The following is a 24,046-nucleotide window of genomic DNA, read 5'->3' on the forward strand; positions in this document are numbered from 1 at the left end:
TAATTCATTAAACTGATAAAAGAGATAAACGATCGGGCCACCCTGTTAATCTGGCATGCCTTAATGTTTCAGATTGGATGGAAAGATGGATTTGTAAAGCATTGTCTGGTATCAAAGAGCCCAAACGCTCTGGCCATTCCACCAAGGTCACACCTTCTTTGGCATCTTCCCAATCAAGCTCTATTAAATCATCTTCATGATTAAGGCGCCACAAGTCGTAATGATACAACGAAAACTCAAATGTGTCATATTGTTGTACCAAAGTAAATGAAGGGCTGGGAACCTCCATATAAGGATCTCTACACACAACCCTTAGCAATGCACGTGCCAAAGACGTTTTACCTACACCTAACGGTCCATATAATAAGATAGAATCTTGTGGTTTTATAAAAGACGCTATCTTTTTGGCTAATAGCTCGGTCGCCTTTAAGTCTGGTAACGAATATATCAACTCATCCATCCTCATTAGTATCCTTATCCAACAACGATTACCATCAAATAGCTCTTTTCATCATATACTTGCGTCTAACAATTATAAAAAGTGTTACAGATATTAGTTTATAAATGGAAGTTATTATAAAAAAATTATTACTTAATAAACCAGTTTGATTTTATTCAATACAATCAAATCTGAAAGCACAAAATGTCCAAATAAATAACAAGAAATCCTCTCGGATGATACTCTCCATTAACAGTGATAATTAAATAATATGGCTAGGTTCTCTACGGAAACAATATGGGCATACATACCTGTATATAAAATTTTTATAATGACTAACAAGACGATTAAACATTATTTATTTTTAACTATATGGGTTTATAAAAAATGCATAATATCCATCTTAACGTCTTTAAAAATAACCTCTTATGATCGTGATTTTCATTTATCTTCTGTGCCCCACGTTTCGTCTCTTTCCCTGATTACTGAAAACATGATATATATTCACCCATATCACATTTATTAATCGGTATATATTGTTCAAAATTCATATATTAAAATATAAATATTTTATAGTTCCACAGTGTTAAAGGTCCAAACTATGACAAAGTCCTCTATCTCTACTGATGTCGCCATTATTGGTGCAGGTCCAACTGGACTATTTGCTGCTTTTGAATGCAGCATGCTCAAAATGGCTTGTACCTTGATTGATACATTGGAACATGTAGGGGGGCAATGTTCAGCTCTTTACCCAGAAAAACCGATTTATGATATTCCAGCCCACCCTTCTATTACTGCTCAATCTTTAATTGATTCTTTGGAAAAACAAATTGAGCCTTTTTCTGTACCACGCCTTCTGTCAAGAACGGTGGTAGAGCTTAAAGGGGAAAAAGGCAATTTTACCCTTATCACCCATAAAGGCGATGAAATTCATGCCAAAGCAGTGATTATTGCTGCGGGTGCAGGGGCTTTTGGTCCTAATCGCCCTCCACTCGCTGACATAGAACTTTATGAAAAATCAGGGAACGTACATTATTATGTGCGTTACAGTGATCAATTCATTGGCAAAGATATTGTCATTGCTGGTGGTGGTGATTCTGCTGTGGATTGGGCTTTAGCCCTTAAAGACAAAGCTAGCTCTATTTCCCTTGTTCATCGTAGGGATCGTTTCCGTGCTGCCCCAGAAAGCCTATGCCGCCTTGATCAAGCAATTGCAAAGGGCGAAATTAAAAAAATGGTTCCTTATCAATTACATCAACTTCATGGCGAGCACGGGGCTATGACCCAAGTTGACGTTATTTCCATGGACGGAGAGATACAAAAACTTAAGGCAGATCATCTATTAGCTTTCTTTGGCCTCACGACTGATCTTGGTCCTTTGCAATCATGGGGCCTAGAAACTGTTCAAGGCCGTATTCCTGTTAATCAAAGCACATTGCAAACTAACAAAGAAGGCATTTATGCAGTTGGAGATATTGTGCAATATCCTGGAAAATTAAAGTTAATCCTGCAAGGTTTCAGTGAATGTGCTATGGCAGCTCATGCGATTTATTCTGTTGTTCGCCCCGAGCTTGCACTTCATTTTGAGCATTCTACAACCTTGGGAATTCCTAAATAATTAAAATAGAATAGGCAATTTGTATGTCACAACCTTATCCTTTTGTTGACCCTACATTATTTACGCAAAATGCTGGGGCTGAACTTTATATTGATCTTTCTGCTATCGTGCAAAACTATCATTATTTACAAAAGAGAATAAGCTCCGCTCAATGTGGGGCTGTTGTGAAAGCCAACGCCTATGGACTAGGAATGATCGAAATTGCCAAAGCATTAGCAAAGGCTGGGTGTAAAGATTTTTTTGTCGCACACTTGGATGAAGGAATAGCTTTACGCAGTATTCTCAACCAAGATTATACTATTTACGTCCTACACGGCCTTCCACCCAGTACCGAATCACTTTTTATCAAACATCATTTAACGCCTATTCTGAATGATATTAACCAACTTCAGCATTGGTTAAAATTATGTAATGACCGTAATACTTCCTATTCTGCTGGAGTTCAGTTTGATACGGGTATGTCTCGATTTGGAATTGAAGAGGAAGAATTAAGTAATTTACAACAACGCAACTGGGGAGTTTTTCAACCTAGTCTAATCATGAGTCATCTGGCCTGTGCTGACACGCCAACTCATCCAGCAAATCGCCAGCAACTTGAGCGATTCCAAGCTATTACACAACAAATCCCTAATTGTCGTGCCAGCCTTGCTGCTTCCAGTGGTATTTTTCTCGGGCAAGACTGGCATTTTGACTTGGTAAGACCAGGAGTGGCATTATATGGGGGAAATCCAACACCTGGGCAACCCAACCCAATGCAAAGTGTCATTTCTTTACAAGGAACTATTATTCAGTTACGCCATATTTCTAAAGGTGCATTTATTGGTTATGGAGCCACTTTTACCGCTCCAAAAGATATGCGTCTTGCTTGGATTTCTATTGGTTATGCAGATGGATTTTTCCGCGCATTTAGTAATAAAATCTCTGCTCTCAGCCCACAATTTCCCCAAATACCCCTTGCGTTATTGGGGCGTGTTTCCATGGATTCGTTATGTGTAGATATTACTGAGCTTCCTGACACAGCACTACAGGTCGGCGATAAAATTGAAATTATTGGCAATCACCATCCTATCGATAGCCTTGCACAACAAGTTGATACAATTGGGTATGAGATTCTAACGTCTCTGGGCAATCGATATCATCGGATTTACAGTTAATTATTTAAACGTAAAACCAAAGAAATTATCTGCCTCAAGCGTTAATTTCTTTCCATATCATCTGTGCTATAAATCAACACTATTAGTGCACAAGGTCTTTCGCTATAAGATGCTTGCGTGATTTTAACATCTTATTATGTTTTGAAGAGTTGAGCATAAAGAGACATTTAAACAAATTGATCATCTTGATTAATATCAAATCACAAATTTATTTTATTGATCTTATTGGCTGAAATACAGCCGTAATTATCCATATAAATTTCATAGATAACCACATCAAAAATAAAAAATCGCTCATATACCTGATGGAAAATATGTGTATTTTCAAAATCAATATAACCTGAGACAATAATATCTTTTATATATCTTTGAGTTATATAGTGAACGAAGTGTTTCATATTCATTTTACACTACACATAATAAAAAGTGGGACAGGTTTCCCCATCCCACTTTTATGAAAACTAACTATGAGAAGTTAGAATTATTCTGCTGCTGGAGCTTCTGAAGCTGCTGCTTCTGGAGCTGCTTTTTTACCATGATGAGCTTTTTTACCATGATGAGCTTTTTTGCCTTCATGTTTTTTACCATCATGAGCTTTTTTACCATGATGAGCAGGAGCTTTACCTTCTGGAGCAGCAGGAGCTGCTGGAGCTGCTTCTGCAGGAGCTGCTGCTGGAGCAGGAGCTGGTGCTGGAGCTGCTTCTTGTGCGAATGCAGGAGCTGCGAAACCTAATACTGCTACAGTTGAAAGAACTGTTGAAAGACGAGAAAATAATTTCATTTATATCACCATTGCTTTAAAAAAAACGGTATCGAAAACCATGTTGTTTCGACATGAACAAAAGCTAACATAATGTGTTGAATGTGTCTTAAAATAAAGTTAAGGTTTTGTTACGATTTTTTACAACTGCGCCATATTTTAATCTTATTTAGAATAAATTGCCTTGTTTAAAAATTATAGAATGGCATATTCTCGTCATATTTACAAAAAACACTGTAAAACCATAGGTTTATTATCATACAATTTGTTACAAAAAAAGCCATCTTAAAATGAATTAAGATGGCTTTTTAACATTTAGTTACAAGAATTAAGCACTTTTTTGGCGCGTATTCTTTTTACGGTCGTGAGGATTCAAATAAAGCTTACGAATACGCACTGCTGATGGAGTCACTTCAACCAACTCATCATCTTCAATATAAGCAATAGCTTGTTCCAAAGACATTTTACGAGGTGGGACTAACAATAAAGCTTCGTCTTTACCAGCAGCACGAATATTGGTCAGTTTCTTTTCTCTGACAGGATTTACATCCAAATCATTTTCACGAGAATGCTCACCCAAAATCATGCCCACATAGACTTTTTCACCATTGCTGACAAACAATGTTCCACGATCTTGTAAGGAGAACAAAGAATATTGAACAGCTACACCGTCTTCAGCAGAAATCAATGATCCATTACGACGACCTGGAATTGCACCAGCCCAAGGACCATATCCAGAAAACAGGCGGTTCATAATCCCAGTACCACGTGTATCCGTTAAGAATTCATTGTGATACCCAATTAACCCACGTGATGGAATCGCAAAAGTTAACCGAACTTTACCACCACCAGATGGGTTCATGTCCTGCATAACGCCTTTACGTACTGATAGTTTTTCTACCACAACACCAGAATAAGGCTCATCAACATCAACCAAAACTTCTTCGTATGGCTCTTCTTTCTCACCAGTCTCTTCGTTGATTTGAGTCAATACTTTTGGACGACCAATGGTTAATTCAAACCCTTCGCGACGCATGGTTTCAATTAAAACGCCTAATTGCAATTCGCCACGTCCTGCAACTTCAAACGCATCGCTTTCATTACTATCTGTCACTTTAATTGCAACGTTACTTTCGACTTCACGGAACAAACGCTCACGAATCTGACGAGAAGTAACTTTCTTACCTTCACGACCACCTAAAGGACCATCGTTAATACGGAAAGTCATTGATAAAGTTGGTGGATCAATTGGGTCTGCGTGTAATGCTTCTGTTACTTCTGGTGATGCAATGGTTTCAGAAACTGTTGCTTCAGAAAGACCAGCAATCGCAACAATATCCCCAGCTTGCACTTCATCAACAGCGACTCGTTCCAAACCTCTGAATGCTAATAACTTACTGATACGACCTGTTTCAACAATTGTTCCGTCAACACGTAACACACGTACGGGCATATTAACTTTTGCAACGCCTTGTTCAACACGACCTGTAAGGATACGGCCCAAGAAATTATCAGCTTCCAAAATACTAGCAACCATTGCGAATGGCGCATCTTTATTTACATTTGGAGCTGGCACATGTTTAACAATCAAATCAAATAAAGAGCTTAAATCCTCTTTATGACCCTCAACAACATAATCTGCCCAACCTTGACGACCAGAAGCATAAAGCATTGGGAAATCTAATTGATCATCATTGGCACCTTGTGCTGCAAAAAGATCAAAAACTTCATCATGCACTTCATCCGCACGAGCGTCAGAACGATCAACTTTGTTCACCACAACAATTGGGCGTAAACCACGTTTTAATGCTTTTGCAACAACGAATTTTGTCTGTGGTAAAGCCCCTTCAGCAGCATCAACTAATACCACTGCACCATCAACCATTGATAAAATACGTTCTACTTCACCACCAAAATCAGCATGGCCTGGGGTATCAATAATATTAATCCGTACATCGTTCCAAACAACTGATGTACATTTTGCCAAAATTGTAATACCACGTTCACGTTCTAAATCATTACTGTCCATCGCGCGTTCAACAACATGTTGATTTTCGCGAAAAGTCCCAGACTGTTGTAATAATTGATCCACTAAGGTTGTCTTGCCATGGTCAACGTGCGCAATAATGGCAATGTTACGGATTTGCATAATACTCTATTTTCTCCAATAAAATTAATTCTCTATGCCTTATCCAAAGCATAAATATCTTTAGAAGTTACCTTTATCCTCTATCACGTCAGAGGACAAGCTAACTTTGCGTTTTAAAAGTTCATTACTTCTTTTAATTCAGGTAATGGTCTTGCTCCAAAATGAGAAATCACTTCAGAAGCAACAACACTTCCTAAGCGTCCACATTCAGCATAAGTACGATCAGTTGTCCAACCTGCCAAAAATCCAGCAACATAAGCATCCCCTGCACCCGTTGTATCTACAACAACTGTAGGGACACAAGCAACCTCAATTCGTTCATTATCTGCGACAATCACACTGCCCTTTTCCCCACGTGTTACCACAACAATCGGGGCATCTTGAGCCGCTTTCACAATCGCCACTTCGAAATCATCAGTTTCGTACAAAGCACAAATTTCGTGCTCATTTGCGAAAACCATATCAACACGCGTTGATACAAAATCTTGAAAAGCCTCTAAATGACGCTTTACACAAAAAGGATCAGACAAACTTAACCCCACCTTTTTATCTGCTTTATGAGCCATATCAGCAGCTTGGTAAAACGCTTTTTGTGCTAAATCACCATCAAACAAATAACCTTCTAAAAAAGTTACCTTAGCGGCACTGATCACTTCTTCAATAACGTCTTCTGGTTTAAATTGTGTACAGGCCCCTAAATATGTATTCATGGTGCGTTGCCCATCAGGAGTAACAAAAATAATAGAACGCGCTGTATATAAATCTGGATGGGTTCTCGTTTTTAACGGTTGGGATGGAAAATAAACACCACCTTGTCTAATATCTTCAGCAAAACTTTTACCTAAGCTGTCATCTGCAACTTTACCAAGATAGGCTGTTTTCGCCCCCATCAAAGCAGCAACAAAACAAGTATTTGCAACAGAACCACCGCTCATTTGTTTTTCTGGCTTGAATAATGACTTTAATTCTTTGGCACGTTGAGAATCAATTAATGCCATTGTCCCAGGTTCCATACCTTGCTGTTTTAAAAAATCCGAATCGACCTTTGCTAAAACGTCAACAATCGCATTACCAATTCCTACAATATCAAACTCTGTATCACCTTCTTTTTTACGACCTAATATTTCTCTAAAACTTCTCATATCTCTTAACTCTTTCTATATCTATTCTTTTAAGAAACCCAATTCTCCACACAAACTCATTTCTTATTATTAAAAAATAGGCTCTTGTTATCTACATCCTCATAAATCATAATAACCGATATATATTTATTAATTATGATTTACAATTTTAACCTCAATCTACTATATGAAGATTAGTGTTTTAAAGAACAACGGTATGATCATACAATATTTATTTTATTCCCAATCATGATGAAGGCCCTATTCCTATGAAAAATAATTTACCTCCAACGTTGGAGAAAAAATTAATTAATCGCAACACCCTTCTCCCTAATACGGAACGATCTTATAGCTCCACCAATTCTATACATCATGATGCTGCATCACATCGCCGCACTTTGGTTATCGGACAAGGTATTCGTATCCTAGGTACCCTAGAAGATGTCGAAACATTAATTATTGAAGGCTCTGTTGAAACCAATACCATCAAAACCAAAAATATTATCGTACAAAAAACAGGTATTCTTAAAGGCGAAGTCGATTCTCAAGATATAGAGATTACAGGAACCTTAGAAGGAAATATCACCGCTCAAGGCAATTTAGTCGTTACTGCAACAGGACGTTTAATAGGACAAGCAAAATGTCGTCGTCTAAAAGTAGAGGATGGTGGACAAATTACAGGTCAGATCGAAATGATTACTGCTGACAAACTTAAGGTAACCCCTACATCAACTGAAATAGAAACTAAAAAAGATCAAGAAAGCTCTATGGCAGAAGATCTTCTTAAAACAACCAAAAATTAAAGAATATTTCTCTGAATCTATAAAGATTCGGAGAAATAAAACAAAATTTAGGCAACGTTACTTTTACGATCTCTTAATTTAACATAAGCAACCTGTACGTGCTCTAAGCAATAAGGCTTACCAGGAACTGCCTTAGCACCACAAAAATGAAAATCTTTGGTGCCAGGATCCCCAATTGGCCAACAACAATCAGACATAGAACGTCTTTTAGGAAGCTCTACTGGTACTGTAAAATCAATTTTAGTTTTCTTTGGTTTGACCTCTTTTTTTCCAACAGGTGTAATCATATCAAACTGTTGAGAATCAGCCTCTTTTTTAACCACGCTTATAGCAGCTGCTAGTTTTTCCTTGGTAGTCTTTTCAACTTTCTCTGCTTTTTCAGCCTTTGGCTTTACAACTTTGGCTGGTTTTTCTACAGGAGCTGCCTTAGATTCTGTTTTTGCAACGGGAGTTACTTTATCTTTTTTAACAGCTGCCCTTCGAATCGGTGAAGGTCTACCTTCTAACCCTAAACGATGAGCCTTGCCCACAACTGCATTTTTGGTCACATTTAAATGTCGACCAATTTCAGCAGTAGAAAGCCCTTGTGTCCATAGCTCTCGCAGCCTTGCTACGGCTTCTTCATTCCACTCCATAACCCATACGCCCCTTCATGATCAATATCATTTTATACAGTTAATTACTCTACAACTGAAAATCAATTATCGTTTTATTATTTCTATTTTTTGATCTTGAACACCTAAAATTAATTGTCCATTACATAAATCCACTGCATCTTGACCAAACACGTCACGCCTCCACCCAACAAGCACTGGCAGATCACGCCTACCTAATGCCAAATTTTCTATATCTTTACTATCCACAACTAATTTTGGCGCAACTTGATAAGCTTCACACTTGGCCTGTAATAAAACTTTGAGCAAAGATATAATCGCCTCCGACGGTTTTCTTTTATTGCTTTCATCAGAAACGGGCAAAGGTAGCGTATCAAGCTCAGTATTTTTAACCGTTTTGATGACACTCAGAAGACTTCCACCTTCTTTACTATCTGCAAACCCTTGGGAAATACCACGAATACGAGACAATGCTTTAACACTATCTGGCAACGCCGCAGCAATTGCTAATAAACTTTCATCACGGACTAAATGTTGCCGAGGGATATTCAATCTTTGTGCTTCTTGCTCTCTCCACTGAATAATGGCATATAAACATCCCAAAACTCGGCGGTTTCCCGTCCTGGGACGCAATCTTTTCCAGATTTTATCCATAGAGGGTGCAAAAAATTCAGGATCAGACAAAATTTTAATTTCAGCTGCAACCCAACTAGTACGATTAGTTTTAGTTAGTTGCTCCAACAAAATTAAATAAACATCCCACAGATAGGTTACATCTGCAGCAGCATAATTTTGTTGAGCCGTGGTTAAAGGACGCATAGCCCAGTCACTGAAACGATGTGATTTATCAATAGCAACCTTAAGTAACGAATCAACCAAACTATCATATCCAATTTGATTGCCAAACCCTGCTACCATCGCTGCAATTTGTGTATCAAAAACAGGTGTTGGTAAAATATTAAATAAGTGTAAAAATATTTCTAAGTCCTGCTGAGCTGCATGGAAAACTTTGATAACAGACTGTGCCGTTAATAAAGGCAACAGCAAAGACAAATCTATACCTGGTGCCACTGCATCTAATAAATACACTTTTCCTTTACCAGCCAACTGAACCAAACATAACTCTGGCCAATAAGTTTTTTCTCTTACAAACTCTGTATCCATCGTGATAAAGGTTTCCTTAAGTAAAACCTCGACCATTTGTTGTAGAGCGTGGTTGTCTGTTACCATTACTGGATCAGAAAATTTTTGTAATTTGTACATATAAAAATCAGTAATATCTCTCTTATTAAACGAACGAAGATACCATAAATGATCTATTGAAAACAATATAACAAAATATAAATTTTCAGTATTCTATCTTTATAATTTATATAGTTGACTTGGCATACGAAAATATCGCCAATTTCCTTCAGTTGTTTTTTTATATTCCAACTCTTGGTGACTATAAGCACGAAGGGCAAATTTATGAGGAGCTAATCGCAACCCTTCTAAAGAACGGTTTTCCTGATCGTCTTGCAAAATATCTTGCATTAAAAGTTCTAAAATAGCCATCGATACAGCACCAGGTCCTGTACACTCCCAAACACTCGAAAAACTTCGCTTGATCGTTAAGTTTTCTTTTATTTTATCTAGAACAGCAGAAATAATTGGATTATTCGCTTTGCAAGCAATAAAGTCATTATCAATACAACAAGGTTTACCTTTGGAATAAAACAAGAAACAATCAAATTCATAAAATTTAAAGATTTCTTCTAAAGATTTAAAACAATCAATATCAACATCTATATATATTCCACCCATTTTTGCCAGATAACATATGCGAAAAAAATCCGATTTCATAGATGGGTGCACACAACGGCGTTCATATAAATAATAAAGCTCTTGACCATAATGCGAGTTAATAAATTCCCCAGCAGATTCCGTATGAAACAGCTCAACATAATATTCTGTATTATAACGTTTAATTTTCTCAATTGAAGCATAAACATCGTCAGGTAACTCTTTTTCATGCCAAAAAATTACAATTTTTTTGGGGATATTGATATTGACTGGTTGGAGTGCATCTATTGATGTTTCTTCATTAATAACAGACAAAAAACGAGGATTAAGATATTGCTCTAGCTCATCTTGTGGATGCAGAGAAAACTTGAAATATTTAGCTTTTTCTTTTTCTTCTTGAATAAACATCCTGTTGGCTTTCACTGTTAATTAGTCAATATAAAATATAGGTTTCTAAATTAAAAAAATATCAACTTATAGATTGTATAAGAGATAATAGAGTTTAACGATCTGCTAACGTTGATACTTATCAATAGCTTGATAAAGCGCTTTTTCGCAATATTCCTTTTGAAACCTGATAATAATTGCATTTATATAACAAAACACACAGTCGTTAGTTTTTATAAAATATATAACGAAATTTTTTGGGGCTTAATCCTGTTTTATTTTTAAACACACGTGAAAAATAAAACTGATCTGTATATCCCAGATGTTGAGCAATTTGTGAAATAGATAAAGGTGTCGTTTGAAGTAAAAATTTAGCTTTATTCACTCTTTGATCCTCTCTCCATGAAAGAATACTAACTCCTATATTTTCTTTAAATAAATGAGAGATACGAGACGGGGAAAGATTAACCAGTTCTGCGATGTGTTCGATAATAAATTTGTCCTGCAAGCAATTATCAACATTATCAGATATAAAATTACAAGCTAAGATAACACGATGATCGTATTTCTCTTGTTTTTTGATCGATATTGTCTGCATTCTTTGTATTAAAAAATTTTCAAGTAAATTCATTGCAAGAATTTCAGAATAGGTGTTTGAGGATTGTGCTGTTTCCACTATTTTAAGGAATAAATTTTCTAAATCTTTATTTAATTGATCATCAGATCGAAAGTATCCTACGTTGCCGACAGTTAATGGCCATAATAACCATTTTGTCCATATAGCCCTGGGTTTAAAATAGACCCAATAATGATACCACTGCTTTGAATTTGCCCTCCGCCCATAATAATGAGATTCATTAGGAGGAAAAATTAAAAAATCCCCAGGCTGACTAACAAATGATTTATCTTCATGAAAAATAACGCCCTCACCAGCAAAGGTTAAATTAATAATAAACCCTTCCATACCATTAGGACGATCAACAAAAAAGTCGTAAATCCCCCCTTTATCAATAGGAGTTAAGCCCGCAACTAAATAAGCATTAAAAGAATAACCTGGTAAAAGAGGATCTTGATTTTGTTCAACAGTCATAGCGATCACGTTTTTTTGATGTTATAAAATATAGCACAATTTTACATAAATTGAGCAGAAAAATATATATTTTATAGATTTACTTTATATTTATAATTATTTTTTTTTTATAATTTAAATAGTAGCACAATTTTACATATTATCAACGAATTCGTGTATATTATTCTTCAATATTAAAGACTAGTCTTAAACCACAATTCAGTAGTTTAAGGATGTTCTTAGTATGAAAGATGTCATCTCAATAGGCCTAGATTTTGGTAGTGATTCAGTTCGTGCAATCGCCGTTGAATGTAAATCAGGGTATGAAATTGCAAGTGAGGTTATAAATTATCCAAGATGGAAAAAAAATCTTTACTGCAACTCTGTTAAAAATATATTCCGCCATCATCCGCTTGATTATATTGAGTCAATGGAACAAGCAATTATTGCTGTAGTTCAAAAATTAGGCGAAAAATCACAACAAATTGTATCCATCGGGGTTGATAGCACCGCATCAACACCAGCTCCTATTGATCAAGATGGAAATGTTTTAGCACTTAGACCAGAATTTGCAGACAATCCAAATGCTATGTTTGTTTTATGGAAAGACCATAGCTCTATCAAAGAAGCAGAAAAAATTAATCAGCATTGTCAGCAAGAAGAATATGCTCGATATCTTGATACATGCGGTGGAATTTATTCTTCGGAATGGTTCTGGGCAAAAATCATGCATATTTTTAAAGAAGACGAAAAGGTAAAACAAGCAGCTGCTTCTTGGGTTGAATTATGCGATTGGGTACCTTCTTTATTATCGGGAACAAACGCACCGCAGAATATCAAAAGAGGTCGATGCGCCGCTGGACATAAAAGTCTCTGGAGTGAAAAATGGGATGGACTTCCACCTTATGAGTTCTTCCAAGATTTAGATTCCAACCTGGTTAAACATCTTCCATACCCTTTATTTACAGATACTTACACCGCAGATATTCCGGTTGGAAAAATAACACCTGAATGGGCTAAACGACTTGGGCTTTCAAAGGACGTTATCATTTCTGGTGGGGCATTTGACTGTCATATGGGTGCCATTGGTGCCGGAGCAAAGCCATATTCACTGGTTGAGGTAATTGGAACCTCCACATGTGTTATTCTAGTCGCAGATAAAGATCGTATTGAAGATAACATTGTCCAAGGTATTTGTGGTCAGGTCGATGGCAGTGTCATCCCTGATTATATTGGCCTTGAAGCAGGACAGTCTGCTTTTGGTGATGTATATGCTTGGTACCAACGTCTTTTATCTTGGCCTTTAGAACAGCTGAAAAAAGAACTTCCTGATAATCAAGAAGTTATTAAGCAAGTAGAAAATAACCTACTGAATTCTTTGACAGAACATTGGTATAAAAATATTGATTTAGACCATTTACCAATCACTTTGGATTGGTTTAATGGCAGACGTACTCCTAATGCCAATCAAAGATTAAAAGGCACACTAACTGGGATTACTTTAGGCACAGATACAGCAACACTTTTTGGCAGTTTAATTGTCTCTACTGCTTGTGGTGCCAGAGCGATTATGGAATGTTTTACTAACCAAAATGTTCCTGTAAATTCTATTATTGCAATTGGAGGGATTTCTAAAAAATCCCCAATTATTATGCAGACTTGTGCTGATGTAATGAATCGCTCCATTGAGATTTGTGAATCAGAACAATGTTGTGCTCTTGGTGCGGCTATTGTTGCTGCGGTTGCGGCTGGTATTTATACGAGCATTCCAGAAGCTCAAAAAACGATGGCCAGCCCAATTAGCACAATATTCACACCAGATCCTAACAGATCAAAACAATATCAAACGATATACGAACAATATGTTCAATGGTCTGAGGTTAGTGAGCCTCAGTATAATCAATCTGCATTATAGAATTTATTTATTATTAAAATAAAAACAAAGAGGGTAAAAATGTCTAATTTTCAAGAATACGAAGTATGGTTTGCTGCTGGCAGTCAACATTTATATGGCCCAAAAACACTGCAACAAGCTGAGCAAAACGCTAAAGAAGTTGCACAATATTTTAACGAAAAAGTTAACTTTCCAGTCAAAATTGTTTATAAACCTATCGTCACACGCCCAGAGGAAATTACAGCACTTTGTCGTGAAGCAAATCATAGCCCAAAATGTATTGGTATTATGACATGGTTACATACATTTTCTCCAACTAAAATGTGGATTAACGGTTTAAATATTTTAACCAAACCACTCTTTCAACTAGACACACAATATAATGAAACTGTTCCATGGAATACAATGGATATGGATTTCATGAATTTGAACCAAACTGCACATGGTGGCAGAGAGTTTGGTTTTATTTGTGCACGGATGAAAGTGCCAACAACCGTTGCTATTGGCTTTTGGAAAGACAGCAAAGTTCATGAAAAAATTGAGCGTTGGATGCGCGTTTCTGCAGGTATTATGGCTGAACAATCTTTAAAAGTTGTTCGTTTTGGCGATAATATGCGTGAAGTCGGTGTGACAGAAGGAAATAAAGTTTCTGCACAAATTAAATTTGGATATTCTGTTAATACACATGCGGTTGGTGATCTGGTTCAAGTTATTAACGATATCCCACAAAGTGACGTTGATGCTTTAGTAGAAGAATATGAAACTTTATATCGTTTCAGCCCTGTAACACAAAAAAATGGTGAAAAACGCCAAAATGTTATTGATGCCGCTCGCATTGAATTAGGGATTAAAAAATTCTTAGTACAAGGTGGGTATGGTGCTTATACAAATACATTTGAGGATTTGCACGGTATTAAACAACTTCCTGGTATTGCATCACAACGCTTAATGCAACAAGGATATGGGTTTAGTGCTGAGGGCGATTGGAAAACCTCTGCACTTTTAAGAACCATCAAACTGATGGCCAGCGGTATAGATCGAGGCACTTCTTTTATGGAAGATTACACCTATGACTTTACCAAAGGACAAGAGCTGGTCATTGGCTCTCATATGTTAGAAGTCTGTCCATCTATTGCTGATGAAAAACCATTAGTGGATGCTCAATATTTAGGTATTGGTGGCAAAGATGATCCTGTTCGTTTAATTTTTAAATCTCGCCCAGGACCAGCAATTAATGCAAGCTTAATTGATCTAGGTAATCGCTTTAGGTTGGTAACCAATGCTTTGGAAACGATTGAGCAACCACACCCACTTCCTAAGCTTCCTGTTGCATGTGCAGTATGGAAACCAAAGCCTTCTTTGGATGTTTCAACACAAGCATGGATTGCCGCAGGCGCAGCCCATCATTCCGTTTATACCCAAGCATTAGATATGGAATATTTCCGTTTATATGCCAAATTAAAAGATATGGAAATTGCCGTTATTGATGAAAACACCAATACACATCAATTTGAAAAAGAACTTTTGTGGAATGACATGCTTTATTCTAACAAAGTAAAATAAAACACATTTGATGTAAAACTCTATTAAAGTGAGTAAAATAAATGCAGCAATCAGTATTATTAAATGAAAATGTTCAAAAAAGAGAAGCTTCTACAAAAAGAGCAACGCTTCTTATTGGCCTTGCTGCTGCAATGGCAGGGTTATTGTTTGGCTTAGATATCGGCGTTATTGCTGGAGCTCTTCCTTTTATTACAATAGATTTTAAATTGGGCAGCCATTTACAAGAATGGGTTGTAAGCTCAATGATGCTGGGTGCTGCATTAGGAGCCATATCCAATGGGTGGTTTTCCTTTAAACTTGGAAGAAAATATAGCTTATTAATTTCTGCTCTTTTGTTTATTATCGGGTCTTTGGGTTCTGCTTTGGCCCATAATGTTGAGTTCTTGATTTTTTGGAGAATTGTTTTAGGTTTTGCTGTGGGAGTTGCTTCTTATACAGCACCTTTATATTTGTCAGAAATGGCTCCTGAAAATGTTCGTGGTAAAATGATTTCTGGATATCAGTTACTGGTGACGATTGGAATTGTCGTTGCCTTTCTTTCTGATACCTATTTTACTTCAACAGGAAATTGGCGCATGATGCTTGGGGTATTATGTATTCCTGCATTATTATTGATGGCTATGGTATTTTTCCTGCCGAATACCCCACGTTGGCTTGCAGCAAAAGGTAGAGAAGAAGAAGCTTTACAAGTCTTACATCATATTAGAAATAATGATGAAAAAGTCAAAAAAGAATTTAATGAGATCAAAGAAAGCTTAAAGGTTAAACAAGAAGGTTGGTCTCTTTTTAAAGTCAATAAAAATGTTCGTCGCGTTGTGTATCTTGGTATGGCATTGCAAGCAATGCAACAATTTACTGGTATGAACATTATTATGTATTATGCCCCAGAAATTTTCAGACGTGCAGGGTTCCAAACAAATCATGAGCAAATGTATGCAACAATTATTGTTGGTTTAACATTTGTTTTTGCTACTTTTATTGCAATCTTTACCGTTGATAAACTTGGTCGTAAACCTATTTTAAAAGTCGGTTTTGCTATTATTGCCCTTGGTACATTCGTTCTTGGATTATGTTTATATCTGATTGATAATGGCAATAATTCTGCTTTTATTTCTTATGCCTCTGTTGGTATGGCCATTATGTGTATTGGTGGATATGCCATGAGTGCTGCCCCTGTTATTTGGGTTCTTTGCTCAGAAATCCAACCTCTTAAAAGCCGTGACTTTGGTATCTCTTGCTCTACTACTACAAACTGGGTAAGCAATATGATTATTGGCGCAACTTTCTTAACATTAATACAAACGTTGGGAATCAGCTGGACCTTCTGGATTTATACGGCTCTAAACGTTGTATTTATTTTCGTTGTTATCTTTTTCATTCCAGAAACCAAAAATGTTACATTGGAACATATTGAAAGAAATCTGATGAGTGGTAAAGCTTTGCGTGACATTGGAAATTAATTTGTAAGGAATAATTGAGAAATGCTTAAAGAATTAAAAGAACAAGTTTTCGAAGCCAATATCGCTTTAAAAGAACATAATTTGGTTGTGCTGACCTGGGGAAATGCAAGCGCTATTAATAATGACAGAGATTTAATAGTTATTAAACCTTCAGGTGTGCAATATCAAAATATGAAGCCAAGTGATATGGTTGTTGTTAATCTTGAAACTGGAAAAGTTGTAGATGGTCAATTAAAACCTTCATCAGATACTGAAACACATCGTATTTTATATCAAAAATTTTCGGATGTTGGTGGTATCGTTCATACGCATTCTCGTCATGCAACAATATGGGCTCAGGCAGGAAAATCTGTTAATCCTCTAGGAACCACGCACGCAGATTATTTTTATGGTGCTATTCCTTGTACTCGATTAATGACCAAAATTGAAATAGAACATAATTATGAGTTTGAAACAGGTAAAGTCATCATTGAGACTTTTAATAATTTACATTTAAAGCCTTTGGACATGCCTGCAGCTTTAGTACATTCTCATGGTCCCTTCACTTGGGGGAAAAATGTCATGCAAGCTGTTGATCACTCCATTATTTTAGAAGAGATTTGTTATATGCAAATGTTTTCTTATATGGTTTCACCAGAACTTTCAAACATGCAAACAGAGTTATTAAATAAACATTATTTTCGTAAGCATGGTGCTAACGCTTATTACGGACAAAAATAAAAAACTTAATATAACATTCCTTAAATAAATGAGATATATGGGCTTATTGAAAATTTAATAAGCCCATATTTTAATTATTACTAAATTTTAAAATACAAGGGTAGCTACAATTTTAGTGAATATTGATTATCGCATTAAATTTAACTAATTAATAAATATCAACGATACGATTAACTCGCAAAGCTTAATAAAAGTTTTCTAAATCTCTATCTTCTAAAATTAATTCTTAACATTAAGATAGAATCTTATAAAAGTTCGACTTATACTATCCAATGAATTATGAAATCACTTTTAACATTGAATATAAAATTATGCCCGAACCAACTGATTTAAAAAAACATCTTACCCAACTAGGACAAAACAGTCCTTTACCCCAATCTCCGCAAGAGGCGAAGCTGGAGCGCGTTCCTGCGCCATATCAAGAATATGATTATACTATTCGCTTTACCGCACCAGAATTCACATCACTTTGCCCAATTACAGGACAACCTGATTTCGCCCATTTAGTAATAGATTATATTCCTGGGAAATGGATCGTCGAAAGCAAATCTTTGAAATTATATTTGTCAAGCTTTCGTAACCATGGCTCTTTTCACGAGGCATGTACGATTGAAATTGCATCCACCATCGTCAAATTGCTGAAACCCAAATGGCTAAGAATTGGTGGGTATTGGTATCCGAGAGGCGGAATGCCTATCGATGTTTTCTGGCAAACAGATACACCACCTAAAAAAGTATGGATTCCTGATCAAGAGGTTCCATCATATAGAGGAAGATAATTTCTTATCCTCCTCTATTTTTAGCTATTTCTTTACAGAAGTAGCTAATTCAAGCATAACTTGAGCATTTTGCATTTCATCAATCAGCTCACGTTGTCTTTCTGCATCATTACCCTTGGCAGCTTCTTTGAAGCTTTCTTCTAAATCAGCTAAAAGTTTTGTCGCAACCTCTTCAGATAGCTCATCCAACTTTTTAACTTCTTTGGCAAGTACTGTGCATCCTGTTTCTTTCATTTCAGCGAAACCGCTTTCAACAAAGAAACTATCGGTTATTTTATCACCTACATAAAGGTGAATAACACCCCCACGAAGGAGAAGGATCATGGGAACATGTCCTTCCATTGCAGCAATATCGCCTTCAAGACCGGGTAAAACAGCCATATCAACCTGTTGAGAAACAACAACTTTCTCTGGGCTAACAATTTCAAGTTGTATCGACATTACTGCCTTCCTTTACCTTTTATACAAAACAACCTATTTATCGTTTTGTTTCATTTTCTCTGCCTTAGCAACGGCTTCATCAATGGTTCCTACCATATAGAAAGCTGCTTCTGGCAAATCATCATGCTTACCGTCAATAATTTCTTTAAAGGAACGAACAGTATCTTTAACTGGAACCAGTTTACCAGACATGCCTGTAAAGACTTCAGCAACGTGGAAAGGTTGAGAAAGAAAGCGTTGAATACGACGTGCGCGCGCAACCACTTTTTTATCTTCTTCAGATAATTCATCCATTCCCAAAATCGCAATAATATCCTGTAAAGATTTATAATTTTGCAGAATTTGCTGAACTTGACGAGCCACTTGGTAATGCTCTTCGCCAACAATGCGAGGGTCCAAAGAACGAGATGTTGAATCCAAAGGATCAACAGCAGGATAAATCCCAAGCTCAGAAATGGCACGATTCAACACGGTTGTTGCGTCCAAGTGAGCAAAGGTTGTAGCAGGTGCAGGATCAGTCAAATCATCAGCAGGCACATAAATTGCTTGCACAGACGTAATAGACCCTTTTTTCGTTGAAGTAATACGTTCTTGCAAGTTACCCATTTCTGTAGCCAACGTAGGTTGATAACCCACAGCGGATGGAATACGACCCAATAACGCAGACACTTCAGAACCAGCTTGAGTAAAACGGAAAATATTATCAACAAAGAATAATACGTCTTGCCCAGCTTCATCACGAAAATGCTCTGCAACTGTTAAACCAGACAAAGCTACACGAGCACGCGCTCCAGGAGGTTCATTCATCTGACCATAAACCAAGGCCACTTTTGAACCTGCTGTACTGGTACCGTCAACTTTAATAACGCCAGCATCTTTCATTTCGTGATAAAGATCGTTACCTTCACGAGTTCTTTCACCAACACCAGCAAATACAGACACACCACCATGTCCCATTGCGATATTATTGATCAACTCTTGAATCAAAACGGTTTTACCAACACCGGCACCGCCGAATAAACCAATTTTACCACCACGAAGATATGGGCAAAGCAAATCAACAACCTTAATTCCTGTTTCCAGAATTTCTGTTGCATCACCTTGTTCTTCAAAAGAGGGTGCTTCACGGTGAATTGGTGAGTAACTTTTAGCGTTAATTGGGCCTAATTCATCAATCGGTTCACCAATAACGTTCAAAATACGACCTAGTGTTTCGTTACCAACAGGCATACGAATTTGATGTCCTGTATCAGTAACTTCCATTCCACGAACCATACCATCCGTAGAATCCATCGCAATACAACGAACTTGGTTATCCCCAATTTCTTGTGCGACTTCTAATACCAGATTACGATCGCCAACTTTACAAGTTAATGCGTTCAAAATATAAGGCAAATCACCAGTAAATTGCACGTCAACAACAGCACCTTTAATCTCGGTGACGCGACCTACAGAGTTACTTTTAGATGCAGCCTGATTCCCCGCTGATGAATCAGTATATGCTGCGTTTTTTTCTTCAATTGCGGTTTCCGACATAATAGGGTCAGCTCCTAGCAGAATAATTATAAAAATCAGGCAGCATTTGCACCTGATATAACCTCAGTAAGTTCACTCGTGATATTAGCTTGACGTGTACGGTTATAATGAAGGCTAAGCTTATCGATCGCTTTACCTGCATTACGTGTTGCACTATCCATAGCAGTCATTCGAGCACCTTGCTCTCCAGCATTGGTTTCCAACATAGCTGAAAGAAGTTGAACCCGCAGATTTTGTGGAAGCAAACGATGCAACACTTCCTCTGGTTCTGGTTCAAACAAATATTCAGCTTGAAGTTGTTCGGTACGCGTAGCTAATTTCTCGTCTAACGTTTCTTTTTGTTTTTCTTCAGTCATGGCAACATTCAAAGGAATCAACTGTAATGCAGTTGGTATTTGTAACATGACATTCTTAAACTGGTTATAAACCACGGTGCATACATCACATTGCTGAGTTTCCAACAATTTTTCAATATAGCTGGCAACTTGATCAGCAGTTTCAAATGTCACATTACCCAACCGATGATCACCACCTTCGGGTCCCACAACTAAATCAGGATATTCACCACGGAAATAAACATAAGCTTTAAACCCAATTGGGCATATTTTTACGTTTTTTCCCTCTTTAAGAAGCTTTTGAATTAAGTCACGTGTCGCACGGTTAATATTACCGTTAAACCCACCTGCCAAACCACGATCACTGCTCATTGGTATCAACAAATGAAGATCTTGTTTACCTGTCCCTGCCAATAATTTTGGCATACCAGGACGATCTCCAAGAGATTCTTTTAAATTGACCAAGATTCGCTGCATCGTTGTAGCAAAAGGTTTTGCTTCGCGAGAGCGTTTCTCTGCACGATGCATCTTTGCTGCAGCCACCATTTTCATAGCACTGGTAATCTTCTTAGTCGATTTAACGCTATTAATTCGAGCGCGTAATTCCTTTAAAGAAGCCATAATGACGCTCCTTAAACTTGCTTGAACTTAAGAACGAAATCTTTTAAGAATGCTGCGAGTTTCTCTTCCAATTCCTTGGAAATTTGAGCAGCATCACGGATTCCATTTAAAATCTCAGAGCCAGAAGAACGCATCACTTCGATAAATTGCTTTTCAAAATTACCAATTTTCTCAACTGGAATTTCATCAGTATATCCACGAGTACCAGCATATAAAACGACCACTTCCTCTTCCATTGTATAAGGAGAGTTTTGAGGTTGTTTTAATAATTCTGTTAAGCGTGCACCACGAGCCAACAATTTTCTGGTAGAAGCATCAAGATCAGAAGCAAATTGAGAGAATGCTTCCATTTCACGATATTGTGCCAACTCAAGTTTAATACTACCAGCAACTTGCTTCATAGCTTTACTTTGTGCAGCAGAACCCACACGAGACACTGAAGTACCAACGTTAACCGCAGGACGAATACCACGATAGAAAAGCTCAGTTTCCAAGAAAACCTGACCATCTGTAATCGAAATCACATTCGTAGGAATATATGCAGAAACGTCACCAGCTTGTGTTTCGATAACAGGTAAAGCTGTTAATGATCCACCACCATATTCATCAGACATTTTTGCAGCACGCTCTAATAAACGAGAATGCAAATAGAACACATCCCCAGGATAAGCTTCACGTCCAGGAGGACGACGCAGCAATAATGACATTTGACGATAAGCAACAGCTTGCTTTGACAAATCATCATAGCTGATTAATGCATGCATTCCGTTATCACGGAAATATTCACCCATAGAAGCCGCAGCATAAGGCGCAATATATTGCATAGGAGCAGCATCAGAAGCTGTTGCTGCAACAACGATACAATATTCCATCACGCCTTGCTCTTCAAGGGTACGGACAACCTGAGCCACTGTTGAGCGTTTTTGACCAATAGCAACGTAAATACAATAAAGTGTTTTCTTTGGATCGTTTAATGCATTGGTTTTCTTTTGCGCAATCATCGTATCGATTAATACGGTTGATTTTCCTGTTTGACGATCACCAATAATCAATTCACGTTGTCCACGTCCAATAGGAACCAACGCATCAATTGCTTTAATTCCTGTTAACATAGACTCGCAAACAGATTGGCGAGGCATAATTCCAGGGGCTTTTACTTCAGCCAAACGACGTTCAACGTCTTTTAATGGGCCTTTTCCATCAATTGGATTACCAAGGCCATCAACAACACGACCTAAAAGACCTTTACCAACAGGAACGTCAATTACTCGATTCGTACGAGAAACTGTATCCCCTTCACGCACTTGGCTGTCATTTCCAAAAATAACAATCCCAACGTGATCACTGGAAAGATTCAATGCCATCCCTGTTAAATCGCCGTTTGCAAAGGAGACTAGCTCACCCGCCATGACGTTTTGCAGGCCATAAACCAATGCAATACCGTCACCAACAGACAAAACAATTCCTGTTTCCTCAACGTTAGACTCTTTATCAAAGGACGCAATTTGTTTTTTAAGGATGTCCGAAATCTCTGCGGGACGGATTTCCATCACGCGGCTCCCTTCATAACATTATGTAGACGATTAAGACGAGATTTAAGGCTAGCATCATAGAGCTGAGCCCCAATACGTATCACAAAGCCGCCTAGTAACTTTGTATCAATACGCTCTAGTAAATTAACTTTATTATATCCTGCTTGGGTCAAGCGATCTTTTAACTGAGCACGTTGAATGTCTGTCAAAGGATGTGCTGTAATGACTTCGGCCGTGACCAATCCACGACGAAGATTAACCAAAGCAAAAAAAGCTAATAAAATAGCTTTTAAACTGGCAAGTCTGCGATTGTTCGCAATTACACCAACAAAATTTTGAAGTAACTGACTGAATCCAACTTGTTTCAAAGTGCCAACAACGATCTCACGACTTTGCGCTGTATCAAAAGAAGGATTATTTAAAACATCTTTCAACAATTCGCTTTCATTGATAATTTTCAATAGATTTTCAACTTCAACCATGACCTCATTTAAAGAACGCTCTTCTTCAGCCAATTCATAAAGGGCTGTAGCATAGCGACCTTTGAGATCATTTGCAGTAAAAGTTGATGCTGCAGCAGCAGCCATTGTTGCATCGGTATTCACTTGGTTTATTCTTTCATTTCTTTTCTAGAATAGTGTAACAAAGCCAAACAGCTTTCTCTACCTTCCCAACAATTATGATATAAACTTTTATAAAGGACTTAGTCTATACCAAATCATGTTAAAAATTAAAATTAAAAAGCGCTTTGCTTATAATTTAATCCTTAACTGTTGCAAGTCTGTACAACTCGCTACTATATTCCAGTATAAAACCATAAAACCCGTACTTTTAATTAATATCTTAGATAAAAGATTTTTCAAAAAAAGGAAAGTCTCTGAAAGCCGAAAACAATAAAGATCAAGCAAAAATAATAAATTATTTTTTAATTTGATTTTTTAGTGACAGAACTTTTTTATATCAAAAAGCTGGAGATTAATTATCAATTCGCATTCAATTTTCATAAAACTCGCTAACATCAGAAATAATACTAATGTTTATCTCCAGATTTTTTTAGTCTTTTTCTATGAAACTTTTAAATATATACTTATAATACTTTCAAATGGCCATCATAAGATAATTTAAGCGTATAACGAACGTTATCATAGCAAATATTTTTAATTGTTTCATTATGTAAACCGCCTTATACAACAGATTTAATAAATGACTTCACTACGAAAGTTAAAAAACGCTATTTGAATGGAGGTTTGGTTTGAAGTGAATAACACC

21 protein-coding genes are annotated in these 24,046 nt (G+C 37.0%); 8 read left to right on the forward strand and 13 right to left on the reverse strand.

Features of this window, described 5'->3' with window-relative positions; genetic code table 11:
* Positions 1-7: 7 nt before the first annotated feature.
* Entirely contained in the window at positions 8-460 is a 453-nt protein-coding gene (tsaE, locus tag QMN76_RS09565) for a tRNA (adenosine(37)-N6)-threonylcarbamoyltransferase complex ATPase subunit type 1 TsaE (protein ID WP_282024552.1), read from the reverse strand.
* Positions 461-1,040: 580 nt separating this feature from the next.
* On the opposite strand from tsaE, the gene QMN76_RS09570 reads away from it, so the two are divergent.
* Together QMN76_RS09570 and alr are read left to right on the forward strand one after the other, a co-directional pair.
* On the forward strand, positions 1,041-2,057 hold the full coding sequence (locus tag QMN76_RS09570) for an NAD(P)/FAD-dependent oxidoreductase (RefSeq protein ID WP_282024553.1): 1,017 nt from the start codon (positions 1,041-1,043) through the stop codon (positions 2,055-2,057).
* A gap of 23 nt (positions 2,058-2,080) precedes the next feature.
* Complete coding sequence (gene alr, locus QMN76_RS09575; RefSeq protein WP_282024554.1) at positions 2,081-3,211, forward strand: alanine racemase; 1,131 nt, start codon at positions 2,081-2,083, stop codon at positions 3,209-3,211.
* 481 nt (positions 3,212-3,692) lie between these two features.
* Here alr and QMN76_RS09580 read toward each other — a convergent pair whose 3' ends face one another.
* From QMN76_RS09580 to QMN76_RS09590, 3 genes are all read right to left on the reverse strand, one after another.
* Positions 3,693-3,992: a hypothetical protein gene (locus tag QMN76_RS09580; RefSeq protein WP_034340591.1), complete on the reverse strand. Its 300-nt coding sequence runs from the start codon at positions 3,990-3,992 to the stop codon at positions 3,693-3,695.
* A gap of 307 nt (positions 3,993-4,299) precedes the next feature.
* Positions 4,300-6,120 carry a translational GTPase TypA gene (gene typA / locus QMN76_RS09585; protein ID WP_034340594.1) on the reverse strand — a complete coding sequence of 607 codons (1,821 nt, stop codon included), beginning with the start codon at positions 6,118-6,120 and terminating at the stop codon, positions 4,300-4,302.
* A gap of 113 nt (positions 6,121-6,233) precedes the next feature.
* The gene (locus QMN76_RS09590; protein ID WP_051462097.1) at positions 6,234-7,262 is read right to left on the reverse strand and encodes an adenosine kinase; all 1,029 of its coding nucleotides are present in this window, start codon (positions 7,260-7,262) and stop codon (positions 6,234-6,236) included.
* Between the two features lie 248 nt (positions 7,263-7,510).
* Between QMN76_RS09590 and QMN76_RS09595 the strand changes: the two genes are divergently transcribed.
* Positions 7,511-8,044: a bactofilin family protein gene (locus QMN76_RS09595; protein WP_282024555.1), complete on the forward strand. Its 534-nt coding sequence runs from the start codon at positions 7,511-7,513 to the stop codon at positions 8,042-8,044.
* A gap of 47 nt (positions 8,045-8,091) precedes the next feature.
* Here the strand turns inward: QMN76_RS09595 and QMN76_RS09600 are convergent, their stop codons facing one another.
* The 4 genes from QMN76_RS09600 to araC all read right to left on the reverse strand — a co-directional run bounded on the left by QMN76_RS09600 (position 8,092) and on the right by araC (position 11,917).
* Positions 8,092-8,679, reverse strand: coding sequence for a GcrA family cell cycle regulator (locus QMN76_RS09600; protein WP_282024556.1), 588 nt, complete (start codon positions 8,677-8,679; stop codon positions 8,092-8,094).
* Between the two features lie 66 nt (positions 8,680-8,745).
* On the reverse strand, positions 8,746-9,921 hold the full coding sequence (gene rnd / locus QMN76_RS09605) for a ribonuclease D (protein ID WP_282024557.1): 1,176 nt from the start codon (positions 9,919-9,921) through the stop codon (positions 8,746-8,748).
* A 99-nt stretch (positions 9,922-10,020) separates the two neighbouring features.
* Positions 10,021-10,848 (reverse strand): glycosyltransferase family 32 protein, encoded by an 828-nt coding sequence (locus tag QMN76_RS09610; RefSeq protein ID WP_282024558.1) that lies wholly within the window; start codon positions 10,846-10,848, stop codon positions 10,021-10,023.
* 205 nt (positions 10,849-11,053) lie between these two features.
* Positions 11,054-11,917, reverse strand: coding sequence for an arabinose operon transcriptional regulator AraC (gene araC, locus QMN76_RS09615; protein ID WP_282065999.1), 864 nt, complete (start codon positions 11,915-11,917; stop codon positions 11,054-11,056).
* A gap of 223 nt (positions 11,918-12,140) precedes the next feature.
* Here araC and QMN76_RS09620 point away from each other — a divergent pair, with 223 nt between their 5' ends.
* From QMN76_RS09620 to queF, 5 genes are all read left to right on the forward strand, one after another.
* Positions 12,141-13,811: a ribulokinase gene (locus QMN76_RS09620; RefSeq protein ID WP_282024560.1), complete on the forward strand. Its 1,671-nt coding sequence runs from the start codon at positions 12,141-12,143 to the stop codon at positions 13,809-13,811.
* A 39-nt stretch (positions 13,812-13,850) separates the two neighbouring features.
* A complete protein-coding gene (araA, locus tag QMN76_RS09625) occupies positions 13,851-15,353 on the forward strand; it encodes an L-arabinose isomerase (protein WP_282024561.1) in 1,503 nt (500 codons plus the stop codon).
* 41 nt (positions 15,354-15,394) lie between these two features.
* Positions 15,395-16,813 (forward strand): sugar porter family MFS transporter, encoded by a 1,419-nt coding sequence (locus tag QMN76_RS09630; protein WP_282024562.1) that lies wholly within the window; start codon positions 15,395-15,397, stop codon positions 16,811-16,813.
* 21 nt (positions 16,814-16,834) lie between these two features.
* Entirely contained in the window at positions 16,835-17,533 is a 699-nt protein-coding gene (locus tag QMN76_RS09635) for an L-ribulose-5-phosphate 4-epimerase (RefSeq protein WP_282024563.1), read from the forward strand.
* 311 nt (positions 17,534-17,844) lie between these two features.
* The gene (gene queF, locus QMN76_RS09640) at positions 17,845-18,312 is read left to right on the forward strand and encodes a preQ(1) synthase (RefSeq protein ID WP_034340731.1); all 468 of its coding nucleotides are present in this window, start codon (positions 17,845-17,847) and stop codon (positions 18,310-18,312) included.
* Between the two features lie 24 nt (positions 18,313-18,336).
* Here queF and atpC read toward each other — a convergent pair whose 3' ends face one another.
* From atpC to atpH, 5 genes are read right to left on the reverse strand one after another with little or no spacing between them, the layout of a single operon-like run.
* On the reverse strand, positions 18,337-18,753 hold the full coding sequence (gene atpC, locus QMN76_RS09645; protein ID WP_034340630.1) for an ATP synthase F1 subunit epsilon: 417 nt from the start codon (positions 18,751-18,753) through the stop codon (positions 18,337-18,339).
* Between the two features lie 33 nt (positions 18,754-18,786).
* Positions 18,787-20,289 (reverse strand): F0F1 ATP synthase subunit beta, encoded by a 1,503-nt coding sequence (atpD, locus tag QMN76_RS09650; RefSeq protein WP_282024564.1) that lies wholly within the window; start codon positions 20,287-20,289, stop codon positions 18,787-18,789.
* A 35-nt stretch (positions 20,290-20,324) separates the two neighbouring features.
* Entirely contained in the window at positions 20,325-21,245 is a 921-nt protein-coding gene (locus QMN76_RS09655; RefSeq protein WP_034340640.1) for a F0F1 ATP synthase subunit gamma, read from the reverse strand.
* Between the two features lie 11 nt (positions 21,246-21,256).
* Positions 21,257-22,795: a F0F1 ATP synthase subunit alpha gene (gene atpA, locus QMN76_RS09660; protein ID WP_034340643.1), complete on the reverse strand. Its 1,539-nt coding sequence runs from the start codon at positions 22,793-22,795 to the stop codon at positions 21,257-21,259.
* On the reverse strand, positions 22,795-23,364 hold the full coding sequence (gene atpH, locus QMN76_RS09665; protein ID WP_034340732.1) for an ATP synthase F1 subunit delta: 570 nt from the start codon (positions 23,362-23,364) through the stop codon (positions 22,795-22,797). The genes atpA and atpH overlap by 1 nt, the downstream gene beginning before the upstream one ends.
* Positions 23,365-24,046: the final 682 nt, after the last annotated feature.

Origin of the sequence: Commensalibacter papalotli (ex Botero et al. 2024), from assembly GCF_947179115.1 — a bacterium.
Taxonomy (GTDB): Bacteria; Pseudomonadota; Alphaproteobacteria; order Acetobacterales; family Acetobacteraceae; genus Commensalibacter; species Commensalibacter papalotli.

Bases quoted from the DNA above. Each gene is read 5' to 3' on its own strand.
- tsaE (WP_282024552.1), bottom strand. From the start codon at position 460: ATGGATGAGTTGATATATTCGTTACCAGACTTAAAGGCGACCGAGCTA.
- QMN76_RS09570 (WP_282024553.1), top strand. From the start codon at position 1,041: ATGACAAAGTCCTCTATCTCTACTGATGTCGCCATTATTGGTGCAGGT.
- alr (WP_282024554.1), top strand. From the start codon at position 2,081: ATGTCACAACCTTATCCTTTTGTTGACCCTACATTATTTACGCAAAAT.
- QMN76_RS09580 (WP_034340591.1), bottom strand. From the start codon at position 3,992: ATGAAATTATTTTCTCGTCTTTCAACAGTTCTTTCAACTGTAGCAGTA.
- typA (WP_034340594.1), bottom strand. From the start codon at position 6,120: ATGCAAATCCGTAACATTGCCATTATTGCGCACGTTGACCATGGCAAG.
- QMN76_RS09590 (WP_051462097.1), bottom strand. From the start codon at position 7,262: ATGAGAAGTTTTAGAGAAATATTAGGTCGTAAAAAAGAAGGTGATACA.
- QMN76_RS09595 (WP_282024555.1), top strand. From the start codon at position 7,511: ATGAAAAATAATTTACCTCCAACGTTGGAGAAAAAATTAATTAATCGC.
- QMN76_RS09600 (WP_282024556.1), bottom strand. From the start codon at position 8,679: ATGGAGTGGAATGAAGAAGCCGTAGCAAGGCTGCGAGAGCTATGGACA.
- rnd (WP_282024557.1), bottom strand. From the start codon at position 9,921: ATGTACAAATTACAAAAATTTTCTGATCCAGTAATGGTAACAGACAAC.
- QMN76_RS09610 (WP_282024558.1), bottom strand. From the start codon at position 10,848: ATGTTTATTCAAGAAGAAAAAGAAAAAGCTAAATATTTCAAGTTTTCT.
- araC (WP_282065999.1), bottom strand. From the start codon at position 11,917: ATGACTGTTGAACAAAATCAAGATCCTCTTTTACCAGGTTATTCTTTT.
- QMN76_RS09620 (WP_282024560.1), top strand. From the start codon at position 12,141: ATGAAAGATGTCATCTCAATAGGCCTAGATTTTGGTAGTGATTCAGTT.
- araA (WP_282024561.1), top strand. From the start codon at position 13,851: ATGTCTAATTTTCAAGAATACGAAGTATGGTTTGCTGCTGGCAGTCAA.
- QMN76_RS09630 (WP_282024562.1), top strand. From the start codon at position 15,395: ATGCAGCAATCAGTATTATTAAATGAAAATGTTCAAAAAAGAGAAGCT.
- QMN76_RS09635 (WP_282024563.1), top strand. From the start codon at position 16,835: ATGCTTAAAGAATTAAAAGAACAAGTTTTCGAAGCCAATATCGCTTTA.
- queF (WP_034340731.1), top strand. From the start codon at position 17,845: ATGCCCGAACCAACTGATTTAAAAAAACATCTTACCCAACTAGGACAA.
- atpC (WP_034340630.1), bottom strand. From the start codon at position 18,753: ATGTCGATACAACTTGAAATTGTTAGCCCAGAGAAAGTTGTTGTTTCT.
- atpD (WP_282024564.1), bottom strand. From the start codon at position 20,289: ATGTCGGAAACCGCAATTGAAGAAAAAAACGCAGCATATACTGATTCA.
- QMN76_RS09655 (WP_034340640.1), bottom strand. From the start codon at position 21,245: ATGGCTTCTTTAAAGGAATTACGCGCTCGAATTAATAGCGTTAAATCG.
- atpA (WP_034340643.1), bottom strand. From the start codon at position 22,795: ATGGAAATCCGTCCCGCAGAGATTTCGGACATCCTTAAAAAACAAATT.
- atpH (WP_034340732.1), bottom strand. From the start codon at position 23,364: ATGGCTGCTGCTGCAGCATCAACTTTTACTGCAAATGATCTCAAAGGT.